Annotated in this window: 12 protein-coding genes; 4 read left to right on the top strand and 8 right to left on the bottom strand. The window is 61.3% G+C overall.

Annotated features, from left to right (window positions below; genetic code table 11):
* Nucleotides 1-19: 19 nt before the first annotated feature.
* The 8 genes from ACFZPT_RS16110 to gloB form a co-directional block, all read right to left on the bottom strand.
* Entirely contained in the window at nucleotides 20-3454 is a 3435-nt protein-coding gene (locus ACFZPT_RS16110; protein ID WP_034113151.1) for a hypothetical protein, read from the bottom strand.
* Between the two features lie 102 nt (nucleotides 3455-3556).
* Complete coding sequence (locus tag ACFZPT_RS16115) at nucleotides 3557-5185, bottom strand: ABC transporter ATP-binding protein (RefSeq protein ID WP_034113153.1); 1629 nt, start codon at nucleotides 5183-5185, stop codon at nucleotides 3557-3559.
* A gap of 1 nt (nucleotide 5186) precedes the next feature.
* Nucleotides 5187-6206 carry an ABC transporter permease gene (locus ACFZPT_RS16120; RefSeq protein ID WP_034097023.1) on the bottom strand — a complete coding sequence of 340 codons (1020 nt, stop codon included), beginning with the start codon at nucleotides 6204-6206 and terminating at the stop codon, nucleotides 5187-5189.
* Between the two features lies 1 nt (nucleotide 6207).
* The gene (locus ACFZPT_RS16125; protein ID WP_034097024.1) at nucleotides 6208-7281 is read right to left on the bottom strand and encodes a microcin C ABC transporter permease YejB; all 1074 of its coding nucleotides are present in this window, start codon (nucleotides 7279-7281) and stop codon (nucleotides 6208-6210) included.
* The gene (locus ACFZPT_RS16130) at nucleotides 7282-9117 is read right to left on the bottom strand and encodes an extracellular solute-binding protein (protein WP_379555464.1); all 1836 of its coding nucleotides are present in this window, start codon (nucleotides 9115-9117) and stop codon (nucleotides 7282-7284) included.
* A complete protein-coding gene (locus ACFZPT_RS16135) occupies nucleotides 9114-10943 on the bottom strand; it encodes an extracellular solute-binding protein (RefSeq protein WP_034097026.1) in 1830 nt (609 codons plus the stop codon). Before ACFZPT_RS16135 ends, ACFZPT_RS16130 begins: the two co-directional genes overlap by 4 nt.
* A gap of 210 nt (nucleotides 10944-11153) precedes the next feature.
* The gene (locus ACFZPT_RS16140; protein WP_034097027.1) at nucleotides 11154-12566 is read right to left on the bottom strand and encodes a lytic transglycosylase domain-containing protein; all 1413 of its coding nucleotides are present in this window, start codon (nucleotides 12564-12566) and stop codon (nucleotides 11154-11156) included.
* A gap of 98 nt (nucleotides 12567-12664) precedes the next feature.
* Complete coding sequence (gene gloB / locus ACFZPT_RS16145; protein ID WP_034113157.1) at nucleotides 12665-13432, bottom strand: hydroxyacylglutathione hydrolase; 768 nt, start codon at nucleotides 13430-13432, stop codon at nucleotides 12665-12667.
* Between the two features lie 65 nt (nucleotides 13433-13497).
* Here gloB and ACFZPT_RS16150 point away from each other — a divergent pair, with 65 nt between their 5' ends.
* The 4 genes from ACFZPT_RS16150 to ACFZPT_RS16165 all read left to right on the top strand — a co-directional run bounded on the left by ACFZPT_RS16150 (nucleotide 13498) and on the right by ACFZPT_RS16165 (nucleotide 17917).
* Complete coding sequence (locus ACFZPT_RS16150; protein ID WP_034097029.1) at nucleotides 13498-14256, top strand: methyltransferase domain-containing protein; 759 nt, start codon at nucleotides 13498-13500, stop codon at nucleotides 14254-14256.
* A gap of 30 nt (nucleotides 14257-14286) precedes the next feature.
* On the top strand, nucleotides 14287-14739 hold the full coding sequence (gene rnhA / locus ACFZPT_RS16155; protein WP_034097030.1) for a ribonuclease HI: 453 nt from the start codon (nucleotides 14287-14289) through the stop codon (nucleotides 14737-14739).
* A gap of 70 nt (nucleotides 14740-14809) precedes the next feature.
* Nucleotides 14810-15550, top strand: coding sequence for a DNA polymerase III subunit epsilon (dnaQ, locus tag ACFZPT_RS16160; protein WP_167389906.1), 741 nt, complete (start codon nucleotides 14810-14812; stop codon nucleotides 15548-15550).
* A 111-nt stretch (nucleotides 15551-15661) separates the two neighbouring features.
* Nucleotides 15662-17917 (top strand): arginine/lysine/ornithine decarboxylase, encoded by a 2256-nt coding sequence (locus ACFZPT_RS16165; RefSeq protein ID WP_034097032.1) that lies wholly within the window; start codon nucleotides 15662-15664, stop codon nucleotides 17915-17917.
* The last annotated feature ends 8 nt before the right edge of the window (nucleotides 17918-17925 follow it).

The following is a 17925-nucleotide window of genomic DNA, read 5'->3' on the forward strand; positions in this document are numbered from 1 at the left end:
AGCGCCGACTGTTCAAGCGTCAGTCCGCCTTGAGCGCCATTTCCAGCAAAAAGTCGGCCCACGGGTCGGTGCCGCTTGCGGCTTCAAGCAGCGTCAGTGGGCGCTTGGCTTTTTCGCGCAAGGCCAGGCCATCGTGCAATGGGTGCTCCAGGATAACGTCGGCCACTGCATGGCTGCGCGGTGAGTCCAGCGTGCGTGGCACGCGTCTGCCCAGGCTATCCAGTGGCGGCACTTCGGGCGCCTGGGGCAGGTTATTGCCGAGCGGGGTGAGGAGCAAATCAGTGGTCGCTGTCGACGACCCTGGGTCTTGTGGCCACGCACCCTGTGCATAGGCTGCCCAGTCGAAGTGGCTGGCGGTGTCGACGCCCTGCGGCAATTGCCGGGCATCGAGGTCGAGGCGAGGGCGTATAAGCAGTTGCCTGGGGAAGCATTCGTAGACATACGTGGTGCTGACATAGGTGACGGCCATCAGCACACCGAATCGTCCCACTTGGGCGGCGGCACTGCTTGAGGCGCTGGGGCGGCTGAGCTGGAAAAATCGCACCTGACCGTATTCCAGCGCCTCTCGGCGCGGCAGGGTCAGTTGCGACAACCCAAAACAGATGGACTCGCGATAAGCCGCCTTGAGCTGTTGCAACTTGTGATCGAAGGCTTGGAAAAATACCTGGCTGACCGACCCCAGCAAATGAAAGCGCTTGGCCATCTGTCGATATTTGACGGCTGGCTGGGACGAGTGCCAATGCTGGGAGGTGGCGTCCAGGTCGCCGGCCATATGCAGATCGGTGAACGAATATTTAGGGCCGGTATGGATACCTTCGAAGCGCTTGTCTTCAGAAAATGGCGAGTCAAGCGGCAGCCACATCAGGATGCGCGCCTCCAGCCAGCCGTTGTCGGGATACACGCGGCGCAGGTCGTTCAGGGCGGTCTGGCGCAGCCATACCACGGGTTCGGCGAACGCTTCCAGGGTGCTGCGCAGGCGTGTCCGCTGGGCATTGATCGCATCGACCGCGTTTTTCACGGACTGTGTGCCATAGCGCCGTTGAGGCGCCAGCACGCCGTTGACCACGGCCCACTCCAGCACCGCCGTGGTGGCCTGAGGGCTGTCAAGAAAGGTCTGCCAGCGATCTTCGGGTGGCAGGTACGCGAGGGCCATGATCTGCGCGTGGGTGAATTGACGGGACGAGCCCGGCAGGCTTTTTTCCAGGTACATAACGTACTGACAGAACAGCGTCCAGGTATGTGAGCCCAGGTAGGGCTCGTCTTCGGGGATGTCGCGCACCAGCAACTGCGGGCCTTTTTCACTGAGGATCAAGTGCGCCGCCAGGGCCGCCGTGGGTCTGTCCAACACGCCCATAGCGGTTTCGATGTCCCGGCGCACGAACGGTATGGACTCGCCCCAATAGAAGTCGCCGTGCCAGTCCAGCACCTGGATACCCGTGGGATGTGCCTCGAACCTTGGGTCCAGGCTCAGGATCAGCGCGGCCAGTATCAGCGCGTTGCGGCTGCCGCTTTCGCCCCGTTCGCTGGCGTGGCCGCCATGCCAGTGCAGGGTGTTGGACAGCACTTCGCCCAGTTGTTGGGCCAGGGGCGATGCGAGCAGGCACGGGATCAGGTAATCGGCTTCGGCTCTGACGTCAGCCACAGTCTTGCCGGTCAGGAGGGGCTGGCTCAGGTATTCGAACAGCGTGTCGGGCCGGCCCTGCATAAAGTCGAGGCTGAGCGCGACGAGCTGTTCACGCTCCTGCTGGGACAGGGTCCAGGCCGAAGGGCGCGCGTCGCGCGGCTTGAGTGCACGCCAATACGATCCCTGGCTTGACCGTTGTGGCAGGCTGACCTCCAGGCGTTGCAGCACCCGCCGAGCATCCGCCAGGCTTTGCGGCACACGAAAACCGTACAACCGCAACGCCTGCTGCACGCTCACCGTGTCGTTGGTGCGCAACTGGCCACCCGTTCGGGCGGCCAGCGGCCGCAATTGCGATACCCGCTCCAGCAGGTGGTCATGCTCGGCCACGGCATCGTTCAGGGACTTCCAGACGCCGTCCAAGTCGCGGGCCTCGATGTTGCCGGATTCGCTCAGCAGCACGTGGCTGGCGGGATCGATGCGCAGGCGGCTACGCAGGGCCAGAAAGGCCGGATCGTCGGTCACCAGGCGTAAGTGGCGGTAGGCACTCTTCACTGTGGCCCGGAGCGCGTCCGGGTCGCCACTGATCACCTGGTCCAGGCCGTCGGGCCCTTGTAACAGGCCGCTGCCGATCATTTGCGTCAGCACGGTACGCAGGCGGTGGCGGTCATTCATCATGCCCACATAATGGCGAAAGCGTCTGAGTGTTGCCGCGGTGCGCACAGCCTTGAGCACCACCGGTTGCGCGGGCGTCGGCCATTGGCGCAAGCGCTGGATCAACGCACCGATATGTGCGGGCCCTTGCACAGGTTCGAAGCCGTAGGCCGTCAGGGCGTCGGTGAGGTCGACGGAGTGATCGGGGTAGATGCGCACCCCCAGTTGCGAACCCAGCAGCACCAACCGTTCCCAATGTGGCGTCGGTGAGGGCAGCAGCGTGCGTTGTTCCTGGGCCGTATCGCGCTCGGTCACACAGATCAACTGGCGCGCGAAATCATAGTGGGCCTGGGCATCGACGAGGTGGTGCTCATCCAGGATCAAGTACAACAGCAGCGCGGCTTCCTTGACGCTTTTGGCCAGCGTCGAGTGGGAGGTCAGGTCGACGCGGGTGTGGCTGAGCTCGGAAGGTGTTCCGTCACATTGCTCCAGGGCAGTGGCCAATCGCTGAAAATCGAGCCGCTGTTGCGTCAGTTCCGCGTGGATGATCGATTTGCTGCGGCCGTTATCGTCAAACGCCGGGAAGGCTTGCAGCGCACGCAATTCCTCAATGATCGCCAGTGCCGCGAGGCGATTGGTTGGCATAGGGTAGCCATGGAACGCCAGTACGAGGTTCAGCGTCAGTGTGGTGATGCCGTCATTCGATTTGGTGCCGATGTATGGCATGCCCAGCGCGAGCGGGTCGAGCAGTTGGCTGATGAAAATGATGGGTTTGGCCAACGTCCACCATTTGGACGTGCCCGCCAGGGTAAACACCTTGGGCACGCCGTGTGCGGTGACGTGGAGGTTGCTGTCATGTACCCGCAGTGTGCTCAGCACCATGCCTTCTGTAGCGGCCCAGGCGATAAAGTCCTTGCTGTTGACGGCCTTGCTGAACGCCGCGCACCACTGACCCAGCAGGGATAGTTCGGGGATGGGTACCGGCGTGGTTGCGGCGGGCAAGGCTGCGTCTGTCGTGCCGGAGAGCAGGCTGATCAACCGCGCGATCAAGGCGGCGTCGCCGCTGGGGTGTGTCTGGGGCTCAAGCGGCGTGGCGCTGGAGGGACCGACGGTGACTGACATCGCAATGCCATCGTGCGGGTCGGCCCCGCTCAGGGCCAGGCTGGGGAAATCGTCCATGAAGAGGGCTCCGGGTAGCTAAACCCGGATCATCCCTCCGTTGGCGGTCGCTTCAGTAGCAGGGCTTTCCGCACCGGTTGTGGTGTGGTTCCGCCAGGGCAGTCAGGGAGGGCTATGCGTCGGGCAGTCGTCGGGCGCCGCCAGAAACGCGGCTTTGAGCAATTGCTGGGTATAGGCATGTTGTGGATCGGCAAAGATCGCCTGCGCATCACCTTGCTCCACCACTTGGCCCTGCTTGATCACCATCAATTGGTGACTCAGCGCCTTGACCACCGCCAGGTCGTGGCTGATGAACAGGTAGGTGAGGTTGTACTTGGCTTGCAGGTTGCGCAGCAGTTCCACCACCTGGCGCTGCACCGTGCGGTCGAGGGCCGAGGTGGGCTCGTCGAGCAGGATCAAGCGCGGCTTGAGCACCAACGCGCGGGCAATGGCGATGCGCTGGCGCTGGCCACCGGAGAATTCGTGGGGGTAGCGATGGCGCGAGTCGGGGTCCAGGCCGACTTCCTTGAGCGCCGCGATAATCGCCGCTTCCTGCTCGGCCGGGGTGCCCATCTTATGGATGCGCAATCCTTCGCCGACGATCTCGCTGACGCACATGCGTGGGCTCAGGCTGCCGAACGGGTCCTGGAACACTACCTGCATTTCCCGGCGCAGCGGGCGCACCTGCTGCTGGTTGAGGGCATCCATTTGCTGGCCTTCGAAACGAATGCCGCCGCGGCTGCCGATCAAGCGCAGAATCGCCAGGCCCAGGGTGGATTTGCCCGAGCCGCTTTCGCCGACGATGCCCAGGGTTTGGCCCTGGGGCAGGCTGAAGTGGATGCCGTCCACCGCTTTGACGTAATCGACGGTGCTGCGCAAAAAGCCCTTCTTGATGGGGAACCACACTTTGAGGTCATCCACCACCAGCAACGGCGGCCCGACGGCATTGGTCGCCGGCCCGCCGCTGGGCTCGGCGGCCAGCAGTTCCTGGGTATAGGGGTGCTGCGGGGCCTGGAACAGCGTCTGGCAATCGGCCTGCTCGACGATGCAACCTTGCTGCATCACGCACACGCGATGAGCGATGCGTCGCACCAGGTTCAGGTCGTGGCTGATCAGCAGCAAGGCCATGCCCAGGCGTGCCTGGAGTTCCTTGAGCAGTTCGAGGATTTTCAACTGCACGGTGACGTCCAGAGCGGTGGTGGGCTCGTCGGCGATCAGCAGTTCCGGCTCGTTGGCCAGGGCCATGGCGATCATCACGCGCTGCCGCTGGCCGCCGGACAATTCATGGGGCAGGGCCTTGAGGCGCTTGTGCGGTTCAGGGATGCCCACCAGCTCCAGCAGCTCCAGGGTGCGCTGAGTGGCGACCTTGCCGGTGAGGCCCTTGTGCAGGCCAAGGACTTCGTTGATCTGCTTTTCGATGCTGTGCAGTGGGTTCAGCGAGGTCATCGGCTCTTGGAAAATCATCGCGATGCGGTTACCGCGAATGTGCCGCAGGGGCTTTTCCTTGAGGGTCAACAGGTCCTGCCCCGCGTACTGGATGGTGCCGGACGGATGCCGCGCCAGCGGGTAGGGCAGCAGGCGCAGGATCGAGTGGGCGGTCACCGATTTGCCGGAACCGCTTTCGCCCACCAGCGCGAGGGTTTCGCCGCGCTTGATATCGAAGCTGACGTTGCTCACCACCCGGTGATGATGCTCGCCGGTCACAAACTCGACGCTGAGGTCGCGGATTTCGATCAGATTGTCCTGATTCATCTCATTTCCTCGGGTCGAAGGCATCGCGAGCGGACTCGCCGATAAACACCAGCAAACTCAACATGATCGCCAGCACGGCAAAGGCACTCATGCCCAGCCACGGCGCTTGCAGGTTGGATTTGCCCTGGGCCACCAGTTCGCCCAGGGACGGCGAGCCGGCGGGCAGGCCAAAGCCGAGGAAGTCCAGGGCGGTAAGGGTGCCGATGGCGCCGGTGAGAATGAACGGCATAAAGGTCATGGTCGAAACCATGGCATTGGGCAGGATGTGGCGGAACATGATTGCGCCGTTCTGCATACCCAAGGCCCGCGCCGCGCGCACGTATTCCAGGTTGCGCCCGCGCAGGAACTCGGCGCGCACCACATCCACCAGGCTCATCCACGAAAACAGCAGCATGATCCCCAGCAGCCACCAGAAGTTAGGCTGCACGAAACTGGCGAGAATGATCAGCAGGTACAGCACCGGCAACCCCGACCAGATCTCCAGAAAGCGTTGCCCGGCCAGATCGACCCAGCCGCCGTAGAAGCCCTGCAACGCGCCAGCGATCACGCCGATGATCGAACTGAGCACGGTCAGCGTCAGCGCGAACAGCACCGACACGCGAAAGCCGTAGATCACCCGCGCCAGCACATCGCGCCCCTGGTCGTCAGTGCCCAGCAGGTTGACGCTTGAGGGCGGAGCCGGCGCCGGCACCTTGAGGTCGTAATTGATGCTCTGGTAGCTGAACGGAATCGGCGCCCACAACGTCCAGGCGTCCTTGGCCTTGAGCAGTTCCTGGATATACGGGCTCTTGTAGTTGGCCTCCAGAGGGAACTCGCCGCCGAACGTGGTCTCCGGGTAACGCTTGAGCGCAGGGAAATACCAGTCGCCGTCGTAATGCACGGCCAAGGGCTTGTCGTTGGCGATCAGCTCGGCGCCCAGGCTGAGCACAAATAGAATCAAGAACAGCCACAGCGACCACCAGCCACGCTTGTTGGCCTTGAAGCGTTCGAACCGACGGCGATTGAGGGGGGACAGGTTCATCTCAATGCTCCCGGCTGGCAAAGTCGATACGCGGATCGACCAGGGTATAGGTGAGGTCGCCGATCAGCTTCACGATCAACCCCAGCAGGGTGAAGATAAACAGCGTGCCGAACACCACCGGATAATCGCGGTTGATGGCGGCTTCGAAGCTCATCAGGCCCAGGCCATCGAGGGAGAAAATCACTTCCACCAGCAACGAGCCGGTGAAGAAAATCCCGATAAACGCCGAGGGGAACCCAGCGATCACCAGCAGCATCGCGTTGCGGAATACGTGGCCGTAGAGCACGCGGTGATTGGTCAGCCCCTTGGCTTTGGCGGTGATCACATACTGCTTGTTGATCTCATCGAGGAAGCTGTTTTTGGTGAGCAGGGTCATGGTGGCGAAGTTGCCGATCACCAGCGCCGTGATCGGCAACGCCAGGTGCCAGAAATAATCGAGGATCTTGCCGCCCCAGCTCAGCTCGTCGAAGTTGTTGGACGTCAGCCCGCGCAACGGGAACCAGTCGAAATAGCTGCCGCCGGCGAACACCACGATCAGCAGGATCGCAAACAGAAACGCCGGGATCGCGTAGCCGACGATGATCGCCGAGCTGGTCCACACATCGAAATGGCTGCCGTGCCGCGTGGCTTTGGCGATCCCCAGCGGGATCGACACCAGGTACATGATCAGCGTGCTCCATAAACCGAGGGAGATGGACACCGGCAGTTTTTCCTTGATCAGGTCGATGACCTTGGCGTCGCGGAAAAAGCTGTCGCCGAAATCCAGGCGCGCGTAGTTCTTGACCATGATCCACAAGCGTTCCGGCGCCGATTTGTCGAAGCCGTACATCTTCTCGATTTCCTTGACCAGCGCCGGGTCCAGGCCCTGGGCGCCGCGGTAGCTGGAGCCGGCCACGGAGACTTCGGCACCGCCGCCGGCAATCCGGCTGGTGGCGCCTTCAAAGCCTTCGAGCTTGGCGATCATCTGCTCCACCGGGCCACCGGGAGCCGCCTGGATGATGACGAAGTTGATCAGCAGAATTCCGAACAGCGTCGGGATAATCAGCAACAGGCGGCGAACAATATAGGCCAGCATTCAATCGCCTCCGCTTGCCGAGTCGGCACTGGGGGTGGTGTTCTCGGGGGTTACCGGTTTGACCTCGGGTTTGGCCCACCAGGTGGCGGTGCCGACGTCGTAGCGCGGCGGTGTTTTTGGATGGCCGAGGTGGTCCCAGTACGCCACGCGGAAGGTTTTGATGTGCCAGTTGGGGATCACGTAGTAACCGAACTGCAGCACCCGATCCAGGGCCTTGGCCTGGGCCACCAGGCTTTTGCGCGAATCGGCGTCGATCAACGCTTCCACCAGTTGGTCGATGGCCGGGTCCTTGAGGCCCATGTAGTTACGGCTGCCAGGCTTGTCCGCGCTGGATGACTTCCAGAACTCGCGTTGTTCGTTCCCCGGCGAGGTCGATTGCGGGAAGCTGCCCACCAACATGTCGAAGTCTCGCGAGCGCAGGCGGTTGATGTATTGCGACACATCGACGCGACGAATCACCAGGTCGATACCGAGGTCCGCCAGGTTGCGTTTGAATGGCAACAGCACGCGCTCGAACTCGGTCTGGGCCAGCAGGAACTCAATGGTCACCGGTTTGCCTTGGGCGTCGACCATCTTGTCGTCGACGATGCGCCAACCGGCCTCTTGCAATAGCTGATAGGCCTCGCGTTGCTGTGCGCGGATCATGCCGCTGCCGTCGGTCTTGGCCGGTTCGAAGGCCTGGGTAAAGACTTCGGGAGGAATTTTGTCCCGCAACGGCTCAAGGATGGCCAGTTCATCCGGGCCCGGCAGGCCGGTGGCGGCCATTTCCGAGTTTTCAAAATAACTACGGGTGCGGGTGTAGGCGCCGTTGAACAGCTGTTTGTTGCTCCATTCAAAATCCAGCAGCAGGCTGATGGCCTTGCGCACCCGCACATCTTGGAACATCGGTCTGCGCGTATTGAACACAAAGCCCTGCATGCCGGTTGGGTTGCCGTTGGGGATCTCTTCCTTGATCAGCCGGCCCTGGGTGACCGCCGGAATGTTGTAAGCGTTGGCCCAGTTCTTGGCACTCATCTCTTGCCAATAGTCGAACTGCCCGGCCTTCAGCGCTTCCAGTGCCACCGTGTTGTCGCGGTAATAGTCGGTGACACGGTAATCGAAGTTGTAAAAGCCCTTGGCCACCGGCAGGTCCTTGGCCCAATAGTCCTTGACCCGCTCGTAGCGAATCATGCGTCCGGCCTTGACCTCGGCGACCTTGTACGGTCCGCTGCCCAGGGGTATTTCCAGGTTGCCCCGGGAAAAGTCGCGAGTTGCCCACCAGTGCTTGGGCAATACCGGCAGTTGGCCGAGGATCAGCGGTAATTCGCGGTTATTGGTCCGTTTGAACTTGAACAGCACCCGCAGCGGGTCTTCGGCCACCACGTCGTCGACATCGGCGTAGTAGGTGCGGTAGATCGGTGCGCCGTCCTTGATCAGGGTCTGGAAGGTAAACACCACGTCTTCGGCACGGATAGGGTGGCCATCATGGAAGCGCGCTTCGGGGCGCAGGTAGAAGCGTACCCAGCTGTTGTCCGGGGCTTTTTCGATCTTGCCGGCCACCAGGCCGTACTCGGTGATCGGTTCGTCCAGGCTTTGCATGGCCAGGGTGTCGTAGATCAGGCTGATATTGTCGGCGGGCACGCCCTTGCTGATGTACGGGTTGAGGCTGTCGAAGCCGCCCATGCTCGATTCGCGGAAAGTGCCGCCCTTGGGCGCATCCGGATTCACGTAATCGAAGTGTTTGAAATCGGCGGGGTATTTCGGCGGTTCGTTATACAGCGTCAACGCATGTTGTGGCGCGGCGTGGGCCGCGGTGCACAGCAACAGGCTGACGAGTGCAGTACGCAAATACATCATTGGGCTTTCTCCGAAGCTTTCAGCCACCACGCGCTCAGACCCAGGCTATAGGGCGGCGTGGTGACAAAGGCGAACCGGTTGCGGTAGGCCAGGCGATGATAGTTGAGGTACCAGTTGGGAATGCTGTAGTGCTGCCACAGCAGCACCCGGTCCAGGGCGCGCCCCGCGGCCAGTTGTTCTTCGCGGGTTTGGGCCGCCAGCAGCTGTTCCAGCAGATGGTCGACCACCGGGTTGGCGATGCCCGCGTAGTTCTTGCTGCCCTTGATCGCGGCTTGGCTGGAGTGGAAGTACTGCCATTGCTCCAGGCCCGGGCTGAGGGTCTGGTTGAGGGTGATCAGGATCATGTCGAAGTCAAACTGATCCAGGCGTTGCTTGTATTGCGCACGGTCGACGGTACGCAGGCGCGCATCGACGCCGATGCTGATCAGGTTCTCGACGTAGGGCTGCAGAATCCGCTCCAGGTTCGGGTTGACCAGCAGGATCTCGAAGCGCAGCGGCTGCCCGTCCTTGTTCAGCAGACGCTGCCCCGACAATGTCCACCCAGCTTCACCGAGCAGGGCCAGGGCATGGCGCAAGGTCTCGCGCGGGATACCGCGTCCGTCGGTTTGGGGCAGGCTGAAGGCTTGGGTGAACAGGTTAGGCGGCAGTTGATCGCGATAGGGCGACAGCATCAGCCATTCATGCCCGACCGGCAGGCCGGTCGCGGCGAACTCGCTGTTAGGGTAGTAACTCAAGGTGCGTTTATAGGCGTTGCTGAACAGCGTGCGGTTGGTCCACTCGAAGTCGAACATCAGGCCCAGGGCTTCGCGCACTTTGATCTGGCTGAAGGTCGGGCGCCGCGTGTTCATGAACAGGCCTTGGCTCTGGGTCGGGATCTGGTGGGCAATCTGTGCCTTGATCACCTCACCACGGTTGACTGCCGGGAAGTTGTATCCATTGGCCCAGTTTTTGGCCTGGTGTTCGATATAAATGTCGAACTCGCCGGCCTTGAAGGCTTCGAAGGCCACGTCGCTGTCGCGGTAGAACTCTACGTCGACCTTGTCGTAGTTGTAGAACCCCCGGTTGACCGGCAGATCCTTGCCCCAGTAGTCCTTGACCCGTTCGAACACCAGTTGCCGGCCCGGCGTGACCTTGCTGATACGGTACGGGCCACTGCCCAGCGGCGGCTCGAAGGTGGTGGCCTTGAAATCGCGATTTTTCCAATAGTGCTGGGGCAGCACCGGTAACTCCCCCAGGCGCAGGATCAGCAATGGATTACCGGCGCGCTTGAACACAAAGCGGATTCGATGGGGGTTGAGCACATCCACCCGCGCCACTTCCTGCAGATTGGTGCGGTATTGCGGGTGGCCTTCGGTCAGCAGGGTGCGATAGGAAAACGCCACATCGTCGGCGGTGATCGGCTTGCCGTCATGGAAGCGCGCTTGCGGACGCAGATTGAACACCACCCAACTGCGGTCCTCGCTGTATTCCACCGACTGCGCAATCAGGCCGTAGCTGGATGTGGGTTCATCGCCGGACGGCGCATATTCGCCAGTGCCGACCATCAGCGGCTCGTTCAGCTCATTGATGCCGTATTGCGAGAAGTTGGGCGTGGAAACCGGGCTTGAGCCCTTGAAAGTATAGGGGTTGAGAGTATCGAAGGTGCCAAACCCCATCACCCGCAAAGTGCCGCCTTTAGGCGCCGCAGGGTTTACCCAGTCGAAGTGGGTGAATTTGGCCGGGTACTTGAGCGTGCCGAACTGCGCATAACCGTGGCTTTCGGTAATCGTCGCGTTCGCAGCGAAGCTCAAGGCCAGACTTATTAGTAGAAGGAGGGGACGCTTCAAGTCAGAGATCCGATCCAGGCGGCTTGGGCTTTATGGTCGGTACAGTAACAGCTTGTTCCGGTTGGAAAAAGGCAGTCGCAAACACTGGAGAGCAATGTGGGAGGGGGCTTGCCCCCGATGACAGTGTGCCAGTCACCAGATTCACTGGCTGACACACCAATATCGGGGGCAAGCCCCCTCCCACATGGTTTCTGCGGCGTTCTTCAGGCGTTAGCGCGGCCCAGACACCACCAGCATTTGCCCTGGCTTCAGTGCCTGGCCGGTGCGCGGGTTCCAGCGCTTGAGATGCTGCATCTCGACGTTGAAGCGCTTGGCGACGATGTACAGCGAATCACCTTTCTTGACCTTGTACTGCACCGGTTTCTTGCTGTCGGCCTTGGCCACCACCTTGCGGGTGTCCTGCATCACCAGGGTCTGGCCGACTTTTAGGGCCTGGCCGTTGAGCTGGTTCCAGCGCTGCAGGTCGTGCACATCGACTTTATTGGCTTTGGCGATCAGCGTCAGGTTATCGCCACTGCGCACTTTATAGGTGCGGGTGCGGCCGGCCACCCGCGCGGTCTCGACTTCGTCGAATACCTGTTTTTTCGGACGCATCGCCAGCAATTCTTCAGGCTTCATCGTCGACAGGGTGCTGGTGAGCAGTTGCGCCTTGGAACTGGGCACCAGCAAATGCTGCGGCCCGTCCAGGGTGGTTCGTTGTTTCAACGCCGGGTTGAGCTGGAACAGCTCGTCTTCGTCGATTTCAGCCAGCGCGGCGACCCGGGACAGGTCCATGCTTTGCTTGACTTCCACCACTTCGAAGTACGGCGTGTTGGCAATCGGGTTCAGGTTGACGCCGTAGGCTTCGGGCGCCAGCACCACTTGGGACAGCGCCAGGAACTTGGGCACGTAGTCCTTGGTTTCCTGGGGCAGCGGCAGGTTCCAGTAATCGGTTGGCAGGCCGAGCTTTTCGTTGCGTTCGATGGCGCGGCTGACGGTGCCTTCGCCGGCGTTATACGCGGCAAGGGCCAGCAGCCAATCGCCGTTGAACATGTCGTGCAGACGGGTCAGGTAGTCCAAGGCGGCGGTGGTGGAGGCGGTGATGTCGCGACGGCCGTCGTAGGCGCGGGTTTGGCGCAGGTTGAAGTAGCGCCCGGTGGAGGGGATGAACTGCCACAGGCCGACCGCGTCACTGCGCGAATAGGCCATTGGGTTGTAGGCACTTTCGATCACTGGCAGCAGTGCCAGCTCCAGGGGCATGTTGCGTTCTTCAAGACGTTCGACAATGTAATGAATGTAGAGGCTGCCGCGCTCACCGGCGTTTTCGAGAAAGGAAGGGTTGCTCGCGAACCACAGACGCTGTTGCTCGATGCGCGGGTTGACGCCTACACCCTCCTGCAATTGGAAGCCTCGGCGCATGCGCTCCCAGACGTCCTGGGGTACTTCAGGGCTGGGCTTCTCGGAGAGCCAGATAGGTTTCTGTTTGATTTTGGCGGCAAGATTGGGTTTGGGTTGCACGGTGGATTGTGCGGCGAAATTCGTCGATTGGCAGCCCGCCAGTGTGGCGGACACGGCCACCGCCACAGCTTGAGCCAGGCGGGTCAATGCGTCTGAATGGTTGGATTTACGAATAGATGACGACATTGGCTGGAAGTAAGTTCCGGGCAAAAATGTCGGGCGATTCTAGAAAGCACTTAGGTTCCGGTCAACCATTCAGAAATTGCGTATCAGATTGCATCGACTTAGAACTTATCTTTCCATGCCCTCAAGCTGGCAAACACCTCGGCCCCAGAGCGGTTGTCGCGTCCGTTCCGTTCGTCCGCTTTTTGTTTAACGGATGTTTCAGCGGTGCGCAAAAAGGGGTTGGTACGCTTTTCCAGGGCCAGATTGGACGGCAGCGTCATTTCATTGCGAGACCGTAGCTGGCGCACATGCTCCACTCGTTCGGCAATATCGGTGTTGTCCGGCTCCACCGCCGCGGCAAACTTGAGGTTGCTTTGGGTGTACTCATGAGTGCAATACACCTGCGTGTCGTCGGGCAAGGCGGCCAGGCGTTGCAGCGAGGCGTGCATTTGCTCGGGGGTGCCTTCGAACAGACGCCCGCAACCGGCGGCAAACAGGGTATCGCCACAGAACAGCACGCCCTCATGGTAGTAGGCGATATGGCCGAGGGTATGGCCGGGTACGGCGTAGACGTCGAAATCCCAGCCGAGCATGCTGACGCGGTCGTTGTCGCGCAAAGCCACATCCCGCGCCGGGATGTTTTCATCGGCCGGGCCGTAGACGGTGGCCTCTGTTGCACTCTTCAAACGCTCGACACCGCCGACATGGTCGTGGTGGTGGTGAGTGATGAGGATATCGGTGAGGGACCAACCTGGATGCTGCTGCAACCAAGCCAGTACCGGCGCGGCATCGCCGGGGTCGACCACCGCGCAGCGCTGGGTGCCGGGGTCTTGTAACAACCAGATGTAGTTATCGGTGAAGGCGGGCAGGGCACTGATCTGTATCATTCTTCGATTCGCCAAGCTGAACACATTGGTGCATCTTAGAACGTCTAGGCAAGTTGGAGAATGCAATGACTGATAAAGCGTTCGCCCAGGCCGATCCTGAGTGGCTGGCTCTGATCAGCGCGGCCCGTGAATGGTTGTCCGGACCGGTCGGGCAATTTTTGCTGGATGAAGAGCGGCGCATGCTCGAAGACGAGTTGGGCCGGTTTTTCGGTGGTTATCTGGTGCATTACGGCCCCTCGGCCCAAACACCGCCCGCCGCGCCGCAGGTGCAGCGCAATGTGCGTCTTGGCGCGCCATTGCCGGGCGTGGAAATTGTCTGCGAGGAACAAGCCTGGCCGTTGAGCGAGCACGCCGCCGATGTGGTGGTGTTGCAGCATGGCCTGGATTTCTGCCTGTCACCCCATGGCTTGCTGCGCGAAGCGGCGAGCAGCGTCCGCCCTGGCGGGCATCTGCTGATTGTCGGCATCAACCCCTGGAGCAGTTGGGGCCTGCGCCATGTGTTCGCTCACGATGCCCTGCGCCAGGCGCGCTGCATCTCCCCCTCGCGGGTGGGGGACTGGCTCAACCTGCTGGGCTTCGCGCTGGAGAAACGCCGCTTCGGGTGCTATCGTCCGCCGCTTGCCTCGGCCAAGTGGCAGGCTCGCCTGGCGGGCTGGGAGCGCAGGGCGGGTGCCTGGCAGTTGTCGGGCGGCGGCTTCTATTTATTGGTGGCGCGCAAGATCGCGGTCGGGTTGCGACCGGTACGCCAGGCGCGACGCGAACCCCTAGGCAAGCTGGTGCCAATGCCGATGGCCAAGGTCAACCGCAAGCAAAGCCAATCGTAAAACTTCTTTTGATTTCAGACCGAGCAACCGATGACCGATAGCGTAGAACTCTTCACCGATGGCGCCTGCAAAGGCAATCCCGGCCCAGGCGGCTGGGGCGCCTTACTGGTTTGCAAGGGTGTCGAGAAGGAATTGTGGGGCGGCGAAGCCAACACCACCAACAACCGCATGGAACTGATGGGCGCCATTCGCGGCCTCGAAGAACTCAAGCGTCGCTGCAACGTGTTGCTGGTGACCGACTCGCAGTACGTGATGAAGGGCATCAACGAGTGGATGGTCAACTGGAAGAAGCGCGGTTGGAAAACCGCCGCTAAGGAGCCGGTAAAAAATGCCGACTTGTGGCAATTGCTCGATGAGCAATGCAATCGCCATGACATCACCTGGAAATGGGTGCGCGGGCACATCGGCCATCCCGGTAACGAACGCGCCGACCAACTGGCCAACCGGGGTGTCGATGAAGTGCGTGGCTACAAGCAGGGCTGATGCCGGTCGACATGTTAATATCGCGCGCTTTGAACCACCCCACACCGTTGAGAGCTGAACCCTGATGGCCATTCGATCTGTTGTACTCGATACCGAAACCACCGGCATGCCGGTGACCGACGGCCACCGGATCATTGAAATCGGCTGCGTCGAACTGATGGGGCGCCGCCTTACCGGTCGTCATTTTCACGTCTACCTGCAACCGGATCGCGACAGCGACGAAGGCGCGATTGCCGTTCACGGCATCACCGACGAATTCCTCAAAGGCAAACCGCGTTTTGCCGAGGTGGCCGATGAATTTTTCGAATTCATCAACGGCGCCCAGTTGATCATCCATAACGCGGCGTTCGACGTAGGCTTCATCAATAACGAGTTCGCCCTGATGGGGCAGACCGACCGCGCTGACATCTCCCAGCACTGTTCGATCCTCGACACCCTGATGATGGCCCGTGAACGGCATCCGGGGCAGCGCAACAGCCTGGATGCCCTGTGCAAACGCTATGGCGTCGACAACTCCGGCCGTGAACTCCACGGCGCCTTGCTCGACTCGGAAATCCTCGCCGACGTTTACCTGACCATGACCGGCGGGCAGACCAGCCTGTCCCTTGCCGGTAACGCGTCCGATGGCGCCGGCTCGGCCGAAGGTTCAGGCAACCGCCCTTCGGAGATTCGCCGCCTGCCAGCCGACCGCAAGCCCACCACTATCATTCGCGCCAGCGAGCAGGACCTGGCAGAGCACGCGGCACGCCTGGAAGCCATTGCCAAGTCGGCCGGGGCGCCGGCGTTGTGGACCCAACTGACCCAACAGTAATGCGCAAGGGGGCCTCGCTCCCTTCCATCGCTGGCCGTCAAAATCTTCATTCGCCACATCCGCTCCCAGCTTCTACCCTTGAGTGCATAGCCCTCAGGACTACAAGCTCTCATGTACAAAGACCTGAAATTCCCCGTCCTTATCGTGCACCGCGACATCAAGGCCGACACCGTTGCCGGTGACCGGGTAAGGGGGATTGCCCAGGAGTTGGAACAAGAGGGCTTCAGTATCTTCTCCGCCGTGGACTACGCCGAAGGTCGGCTGGTGGCGTCTACCCATCACGGGCTGGCGTGCATGCTGATCGCCGCCGAAGGTGCCGGTGAAAACACCCATCTGCTGCAAAACATGGTGGAGCTGATCCGTCTGGCCAGGTTGCGTGCGCCGAACTTGCCGATCTTCGCCTTGGGTGAGCAGGTCACTCTGGAGAACGCCCCGGCCGATGCCATGAGCGAACTCAACCAATTGCGTGGCATTCTCTATCTGTTCGAAGACACCGTGCCGTTCCTGGCCCGGCAAGTGGCCCGTGCGGCGCGCACCTACCTGGATGGCTTGTTGCCGCCGTTTTTCAAGGCGCTGGTGCAGCACACCGCCGACTCCAATTATTCCTGGCACACCCCCGGCCATGGCGGCGGCGTGGCCTATCGCAAAAGCCCGGTGGGGCAGGCGTTCCATCAATTTTTCGGGGAAAACACCCTGCGCTCGGACTTGTCGGTCTCGGTGCCCGAACTCGGGTCGTTACTGGACCACACCGGCCCTCTGGCCGATGCCGAGGCCCGTGCCGCGCGCAATTTCGGCGCCGACCATACCTTTTTCGTGATCAACGGCACCTCCACCGCCAACAAGATCGTCTGGCATTCCATGGTCGGTCGCGATGATCTGGTGCTGGTGGATCGCAATTGCCATAAATCGGTACTGCATTCGATCATCATGACCGGCGCCATTCCCCTGTACCTGTGCCCGGAGCGCAATGAGCTGGGGATCATCGGCCCCATCCCGCTCAGCGAGTTCAGCCCCGAGTCGATCCGCGCCAAGATCGATGCCAGCCCCTTGACCCGAGGTCGGCCACCCAAGGTGAAGTTGGCGGTGGTGACCAATTCCACTTACGACGGCCTGTGTTACAACGCCGAACTGATCAAGCAGCAACTGGGCAGCAGCGTCGAGGTGCTGCATTTCGATGAAGCCTGGTACGCCTATGCGGCGTTTCACGAGTTCTTCGCCGGACGTTACGGCATGGGCACCTCGCGCACCGTAGACAGCCCGCTGGTGTTCACCACCCATTCCACCCACAAGCTGCTGGCGGCCTTCAGCCAGGCGTCGATGATCCATGTGCAGGACGGCGGCGCGCGCCAGTTGGACCGCGATCGGTTCAACGAAGCGTTCATGATGCATATCTCCACCTCACCGCAATACAGCATCATCGCCTCGCTGGATGTCGCCTCGGCCATGATGGAAGGCCCGGCCGGCCGCTCGCTGTTGCAGGAGATGTTCGATGAGGCCCTGAGTTTTCGCCGCGCCCTGGCCAATCTGCGTCAGCATCTGCCGGCCGAGGATTGGTGGTTTTCCATCTGGCAACCGCCCTCGGTGGCCGGCATCGACCGTGTTGCCACGGCGGATTGGCTGTTGCATCCCGAAGATGACTGGCATGGCTTCGGCGACGTGGCCGAAGACTACGTATTGCTCGATCCGATCAAAGTCACCTTGGTCATGCCCGGTCTCACGGCCGGCGGTGCGTTGAGCGATTGCGGGATTCCCGCCGCAGTGGTCAGCAAATTCCTCTGGGAGCGTGGGCTGGTAGTGGAAAAGACCGGGCTGTATTCCTTCCTCGTGCTGTTTTCCATGGGCATCACCAAAGGCAAATGGAGTACCTTGCTCACCGAGTTGCTGGAGTTCAAACGCAACTACGACGCCAATGTCAGCCTGGCCAGTTGCCTGCCCTCGGTATTTGCCCAGGGGCCGGTGCGTTATCAGGGGCTGGGGTTGCGCGACCTCTGCAACCAATTGCACAGTTGCTACCGCAGCAACGCCACGGCCAAGCATCTCAAGCGCATGTACACGGTGTTGCCGGAGATCGCCATGAAACCAGCCGACGCCTACGACCAGTTGGTCCGGGGCGAAGTCGAGGCCGTTTCCATCGATGCCTTGCCAGGGCGCGTCGCAGCGGTGATGCTGGTGCCGTACCCGCCGGGCATCCCATTGATCATGCCGGGCGAACGCTTTACCGAGTCCACCCGGTCGATCATCGACTACCTGGCATTTGCCCGCACGTTCGATAGCAGTTTCCCTGGGTTTGTCGCGGATGTTCACGGGTTACAACACGAAGACGGCGGCAGTGGTCGTTGTTACACCGTCGATTGCATCAAAGGTTAAGGATGTCT

This window comes from Pseudomonas sp. MD330_10 (assembly GCF_042610415.1).
Taxonomy (GTDB): domain Bacteria; phylum Pseudomonadota; class Gammaproteobacteria; order Pseudomonadales; family Pseudomonadaceae; genus Aquipseudomonas; species Aquipseudomonas rhodesiae.

Coding starts and splice junctions, on each gene's coding strand:
- ACFZPT_RS16110 (WP_034113151.1), bottom strand. CDS start 3,454: ATGGACGATTTCCCCAGCCTGGCCCTGAGCGGGGCCGACCCGCACGAT.
- ACFZPT_RS16115 (WP_034113153.1), bottom strand. CDS start 5,185: ATGAATCAGGACAATCTGATCGAAATCCGCGACCTCAGCGTCGAGTTT.
- ACFZPT_RS16120 (WP_034097023.1), bottom strand. CDS start 6,206: ATGAACCTGTCCCCCCTCAATCGCCGTCGGTTCGAACGCTTCAAGGCC.
- ACFZPT_RS16125 (WP_034097024.1), bottom strand. CDS start 7,281: ATGCTGGCCTATATTGTTCGCCGCCTGTTGCTGATTATCCCGACGCTG.
- ACFZPT_RS16130 (WP_379555464.1), bottom strand. CDS start 9,117: ATGATGTATTTGCGTACTGCACTCGTCAGCCTGTTGCTGTGCACCGCG.
- ACFZPT_RS16140 (WP_034097027.1), bottom strand. CDS start 12,566: ATGTCGTCATCTATTCGTAAATCCAACCATTCAGACGCATTGACCCGC.
- gloB (WP_034113157.1), bottom strand. CDS start 13,432: ATGATACAGATCAGTGCCCTGCCCGCCTTCACCGATAACTACATCTGG.
- ACFZPT_RS16150 (WP_034097029.1), top strand. CDS start 13,498: ATGACTGATAAAGCGTTCGCCCAGGCCGATCCTGAGTGGCTGGCTCTG.
- rnhA (WP_034097030.1), top strand. CDS start 14,287: ATGACCGATAGCGTAGAACTCTTCACCGATGGCGCCTGCAAAGGCAAT.
- ACFZPT_RS16165 (WP_034097032.1), top strand. CDS start 15,662: ATGTACAAAGACCTGAAATTCCCCGTCCTTATCGTGCACCGCGACATC.